We start from the raw sequence: 4,712 nt of genomic DNA on the forward strand, positions 1-4,712 counted from the left end.
CTGGTTTGCAACCAGTCCTACCATAAAATACTGATTATTTTCCTTCCAAATTCGCGCGCTTTACTGATTTTTTAAATAACCTAGCAAGCAAGGGTTATTGCACACAACGGTTTTGTGTATGGCTAGTTGCGTTGGCTAGAACTAATTTAGTAAAAGAAAACGAACCAGAGGAAAATCCGTAGGATTTTCCGAGTACACACAGACCAAGCAATTAGTTATACACGTTGTTGTGCAACGTATTTTTTATTCAACGTAATGATTATCCATTCCAAAGAAATAATCTTCTCTTTTTTCAAAATCAAACTCTGTTATTTTCCCATTATTAGCATTCATTTTAAAATGATAATTCACTTCTGGAAAACAACTTGGTCCCATAATACTTCCTTCTCTAATTAATGTATTTGTAGACCAAATAAAAGATTCGGTTCTTTTGTCAAACCACAAGTCGATATTCAGTTTGTCGTATGGGATTTTTCTACGAATTAATTCCGCGTGTACAGAGTCTATTGGTATTATTCTATCCGCAAATTCCGCTTTTGGAAAATCAATGTCCTTAATCAGTTTTCCATTTTTATCAAGCATTAAATTCAGTCCAATTTTTTCAATTCCGATTTCAGGCTTTTTTAGTTGATAAATAACTGAATAAATCGGAAAATCTAAAATTGAGTCGCAATCAGTTTTTATCTTGTCTTGACCTAAAAGCGCTAAAATGGAACTTTCATTTTCGGTTCTTTCTATTTCTATTGGTTTGTCAGAAAGCACATAACCATTATCAAATTCCAGTTTTTGAAAGTTGTTATTTCCTAATCTGTTTTTTAAGTAAGTGGTTAATTTATTCTGCATTTCAGTTGGAATTTTATCCAAACTCTCAAACTCGGCAGAATAGCAACTATTCACATATTTATAACTTTCCGTTTTATAAGCTAATTGAGGATATTTTTCACGAGAATACTTGTCGCAAGAAGCAAGTAGTATAATTAAAAATAAAAAACTCAATATTTTAACTTTCATTTCAATTTTAGCGTGATGTTTGGATATGTTGCACAACGGTGAGTATAACCGTCAGTTACGGGTTAATATGCGTTAATTTTCGGTTTGGCACAGACGTTAGCAATTCCGAGTGGATTCGGACGTAGTCGAATCCGCCGTAATTGCGGTTATACATTGTTGGCAACTGGCTTTTTTTCATTCAGTTCGAGTTTCATCATTATGTCCGTCTGTTCATCATTTCCAAGTTTGAAAACGTGTTTGTCAAATGCTTTAAATCCATTTTTTTCATAAAATCGGATTGCTCTCGGATTTTGTTCCCAAACTCCCAACCAAACATATTCCACATTTTTTTCCTTCGCCAATTCAATTGCTTTGTCGTAAAGGATTTGTCCGACTTTTTTTCCGTGAAATTCTTTTAGCACGTAAATCCGTTCGATTTCGAGTGTGTTTTTGTCCTTAATTTCGGTTTGGGATTGTCCAACGTTTACTTTTAAATATCCGATTGTTTTTCCGTCAAGTTCCGCAAAGTAAAATTCAGCGTTTTGGTCGGTCAGTTCCGCAGTCAGTTTTTCCGTTGAAAATCCGTTTTCCAAATATTCTTTCATATTCTCTTCGCTATTTTCAGAAGAAAAAGTTTCGGCAAAAGTCAGTTTTCCGATTTCTTTCAGTTTTTCAACGTCTTGAATATTTACTTTTCTGATGTTCATTTGTTTATCGTTCGTTTCTTTCAGCTTGTTGCCAACGTTTAGTATAACCGCAGTTACGGGATTAAATTTAATGTTTTTCGGCTAAGTACCGACGGTAGCAATTACGCGTGGATTCGGACGCAGTCGAATCCGCCGTAATTGCGGTTATACATTGTTAGCATTAGTACTTTCCCCAATATTGTCTTTTACTACCTTCGTTTTTGATAGAAAATCGTGAATTCCATTTCTCACAAATAAGAATGAAATTCGGTCAAATGGAATAAGTCGGCAAAAAGTCCGAGTTATAATATCAGATGTTTTAGGTTTCGTTCCGTCCATTTTTACAACTTTAGTTTTCGTAACGAATTTTCCAACTGTTTTTTGGAATTTGATTTCCATAATTGCGTAATAAGCTATGAAAGTTCCGAAAATTAATATGTAACCTAAAAGTGAAATGAAACTTTCATCAGTCGGTTGTACAACAAGTCCGATAATAAAAATAACAATCATTGCTAAAATCAACCAAATTATAAAGTCAATCAGAAAGTTTACAAATCTAATTCCCGAGCCAACTACATTTGCGTCAACCTTTTCTTTAGCAACTCTTTCAGTTGTTGTTTTTTCTTTTATTTCCTCAAACTTACTCGTGTCAATATTCCGTTTATCAACTTCCAATTCAGCGGCCTCAATTGCAGTTGGATTGTATTTATCTCTTTCGGCAGTTACAATTTTTATAAGTTCTTCATCGGTTCGTTCCGACATCACTTTCGCAAATTCGTTTTCCATTCGCTATGTTTTTTGTATTAATGCTAACGTTGATGTATAAGATTAGTTGCGGTTTTGTGTGCGAGGATTTTCCGCAGGAAAATCAGACGTAACAAAAGTGCAACTACCTTTGTTTAAGCCTAAAATAGCAATTAATTTTATACTGTGTTGTGCAACGTATTTATTTTTTATTAAAGTCAATTTTAAATCTCCCTTGAGTGTCCTGTATTAATTTGCCATTTTTAATTTTAAATGTCCAAAAGGCAGGACTATAATCGTCAAAAGCGTTATTTTCGTTCTGATATTCGGTCAGTCTTTGTGTGGATTCCGTTCCATTAATTTTAATCAAACCCTTATTACACTCGGAATCAACATTGTTGAACGTAACCAACTTGTTTTTGATGAACATAAATCCATTTAAGTCCGTTTTGTAAAAATAATTAGTGTATATCTCGATAAAACATTCATTTCCCAATTTCCTGAAATATACTTCATAAACTTCTGGGTCATGGTGGTTAATTTCACTTTCAGAAACATACTTTTGATAGGAGTCAATGATTAGGTCAATCTTGTCTTTTAAATCAGAATTAATGTAAATTTTATCCGAATTCGAACATCCTGTTAAAATGAAAATTGATAAAAACAGATGAAATATTCTCTTCATTAATGAGGCTTTTTTTATATGTTGCACAACGTGTTTGTGTATGATTAGTGGCGTGTTTAAGCACCTAATTTAGCAAATAAAAACTGAATAGGAAATCCGCGAGGATTTTCTTAAGCAAGCTCAAACTAGCCATTAATTATACACGGTGTTACCCACTGTTTTTATTTCTTTTGCAGCTAATGAGTCAATTTCAGTTCGATTTAGTTTAGTGTTCGCACTAGTATATATTTTCAATCCGATATCATTTATTCTGTCAGGGTTCATTCTCGTTCCAGACCAACTTTTAGGTATTTCGATGTCAATTTGGTATTTGTCTTTAAATTCAGCTGGAATTATTATTGATTTAGAATTGTATTTAACTTTTTTATTAAATGGAAACGACCAATTCAATTCAGAGTTTTTTAAATTTCCGTCGTTAAAAACTACAACAAAATAGTCGTTTTTATAGTCGGTCAAATCAACTACAATTTTCCGTTTTAGGGAAGAATTAAATATTAGAAAAATTACAATTAAAATAAATTCATAAATTGAGAGTTTGAGTGGCTTAATCCGATTCACTAAAATTCGGTCAATCACTAAAAATGGAATAAAGGCGATGACTCCAATCAAAATCAAAACTCCGCCTAAACTAGCTCCGCCATTTAGAGTTAATCCATAAAGTCCAGCTGGAATTCCGATAATTAGTACTACAATTCCAATTATTAGAAATAAAGTTGGTTTATTCTTTAAATTTTGTTGGAAGTTCTGCATTTCTCAAATAGTGGGTAACGGTGAGTATAACCGTCAGTTACGGGTTAATATGCGTTAATTTTCGGTTTGGCACAGACGTTAGCAATTCCGAGTGGATTCGGACGTAGTCGAATCCGCCGTAATTGCGGTTATACATTGTTATCTCTCGTTTTTCGAGTTTCAGTTCCGTAACAATTCTTTTTCTATATCAACTTTTGAATTAATTGGCAAATAAAATAATTGTTTTCCTGCTGACCAGGATTCGACATTTAATGTTCCATAATCTGAATTAAATAAAAATGATCCATTCGCATCGGGATATGGATTAACCAAATCATATAAGTCAAAAGGATATTTTGAAATGTCTTCATTAAAGTATTTTTCTTTCTCTATTATATGATGTTTGTCTCCTAAAATATATAACGAGCTGTCAATTTTTACAAACTGAGTTGATCCAAATGTGTCGGAAGAATCAACTGCTCCAATGAGATTAAAAAAAATGGTAGAGTCAAGTTCCGTTTTTGTTAGAATTAATTCAACTTTCCGTTTAAATACATATTTCTCCCAATTCACAGTATCAAGTCCGTAAGTATATAAAATTCGGTTTTCACTTGTTTCCGAGATTATCGTTTTTTGTTTTTTAAAATTATCAATATCAGCTCTTTTTCCCATTATCGAAACTCCAAAAATCGTGATACCAACAACAGCGACAACTCCAATTGTAAGTAGAATTAATAGTATGTCGAAAGTTTTTTTCAAATGAGAGATAACGGTCTCGTATAACCGTCAGTTACGGGTTAATATGCGTTAATTTTCGGTTAAGCACTGACGCTCGCAATTCCGAGTGGATTCGGACGTAGTCGAATCCGCCGTAATTG

General features: G+C 33.1%; 6 protein-coding genes. All 6 read right to left on the bottom strand.

Annotated features, from left to right (window positions below; all coding sequences use genetic code 11):
• Positions 1-243: 243 nt before the first annotated feature.
• Complete coding sequence (locus tag FHP04_RS14040; RefSeq protein WP_139856784.1) at positions 244-1,011, bottom strand: hypothetical protein; 768 nt, start codon at positions 1,009-1,011, stop codon at positions 244-246.
• Between the two features lie 146 nt (positions 1,012-1,157).
• Entirely contained in the window at positions 1,158-1,697 is a 540-nt protein-coding gene (locus FHP04_RS14045; RefSeq protein ID WP_139856785.1) for a GNAT family N-acetyltransferase, read from the bottom strand.
• 144 nt (positions 1,698-1,841) lie between these two features.
• Positions 1,842-2,462: an RDD family protein gene (locus tag FHP04_RS14050; protein ID WP_139856786.1), complete on the bottom strand. Its 621-nt coding sequence runs from the start codon at positions 2,460-2,462 to the stop codon at positions 1,842-1,844.
• A gap of 160 nt (positions 2,463-2,622) precedes the next feature.
• Entirely contained in the window at positions 2,623-3,105 is a 483-nt protein-coding gene (locus FHP04_RS14055; protein ID WP_139856787.1) for a lipoprotein, read from the bottom strand.
• A 132-nt stretch (positions 3,106-3,237) separates the two neighbouring features.
• On the bottom strand, positions 3,238-3,855 hold the full coding sequence (locus FHP04_RS14060) for a hypothetical protein (protein WP_139856788.1): 618 nt from the start codon (positions 3,853-3,855) through the stop codon (positions 3,238-3,240).
• 159 nt (positions 3,856-4,014) lie between these two features.
• Positions 4,015-4,593: a hypothetical protein gene (locus FHP04_RS14065; protein WP_133672001.1), complete on the bottom strand. Its 579-nt coding sequence runs from the start codon at positions 4,591-4,593 to the stop codon at positions 4,015-4,017.
• Positions 4,594-4,712 lie beyond the last annotated feature (119 nt).

The sequence above is a fragment of the Aequorivita sinensis genome (assembly GCF_006346335.1).
Taxonomy (GTDB): domain Bacteria; phylum Bacteroidota; class Bacteroidia; order Flavobacteriales; family Flavobacteriaceae; genus Aequorivita; species Aequorivita sinensis.

Coding starts and splice junctions, on each gene's coding strand:
- FHP04_RS14040 (WP_139856784.1), bottom strand. CDS start 1,011: ATGAAAGTTAAAATATTGAGTTTTTTATTTTTAATTATACTACTTGCT.
- FHP04_RS14045 (WP_139856785.1), bottom strand. CDS start 1,697: ATGAACATCAGAAAAGTAAATATTCAAGACGTTGAAAAACTGAAAGAA.
- FHP04_RS14050 (WP_139856786.1), bottom strand. CDS start 2,462: ATGGAAAACGAATTTGCGAAAGTGATGTCGGAACGAACCGATGAAGAA.
- FHP04_RS14055 (WP_139856787.1), bottom strand. CDS start 3,105: ATGAAGAGAATATTTCATCTGTTTTTATCAATTTTCATTTTAACAGGA.
- FHP04_RS14060 (WP_139856788.1), bottom strand. CDS start 3,855: ATGCAGAACTTCCAACAAAATTTAAAGAATAAACCAACTTTATTTCTA.